The organism is Mesorhizobium sp. M2E.F.Ca.ET.209.01.1.1 (genome assembly GCF_004010375.2).
GTDB lineage: Bacteria > Pseudomonadota > Alphaproteobacteria > Rhizobiales > Rhizobiaceae > Mesorhizobium.
Genome location: NZ_SADP02000428.1, coordinates 1 through 369 on the forward strand (window position 1 = coordinate 1; position 369 = coordinate 369).

The following is a 369-nucleotide window of genomic DNA, read 5'->3' on the forward strand; positions in this document are numbered from 1 at the left end:
GCGACACTGCGCCGTGTCCTGGCCCAACGGACAGCAAACACAATGGAATCCGCCCAATTGGTCAGCAGCCGGGATTCCGGACCGTCCAGCCCGGGCGGAGCGTTGAGGATGACAAGATTGTATACGGCGCCCAGCTTGTCAGCGAAGTATCGCGGCGAATCGACTTCGACCAGCAACTTCAAAAGATCATCCGAAACAATGGGAGCGGCCATGAAATCGATGCCGATACCGGGCATGCCCACAACTGCCTCGTCCAACTCGCAGCGGCCCTTCACATAGTCTGCAAACGACCTGTGCGGCTTGGAGGTGCCGAATTCGCGCACAAAGTCATGGGTCAGGTGCTTGTCGTGCGGGTCAAGATCAATGAAC

The 369-nt window shown here is 58.0% G+C and carries 1 pseudogene; it reads right to left on the reverse strand.

Features of this window, described 5'->3' with window-relative positions:
* A pseudogene (locus tag EN852_RS41305) lies at positions 1-369 on the reverse strand (exopolysaccharide biosynthesis protein); the annotation flags it as partial.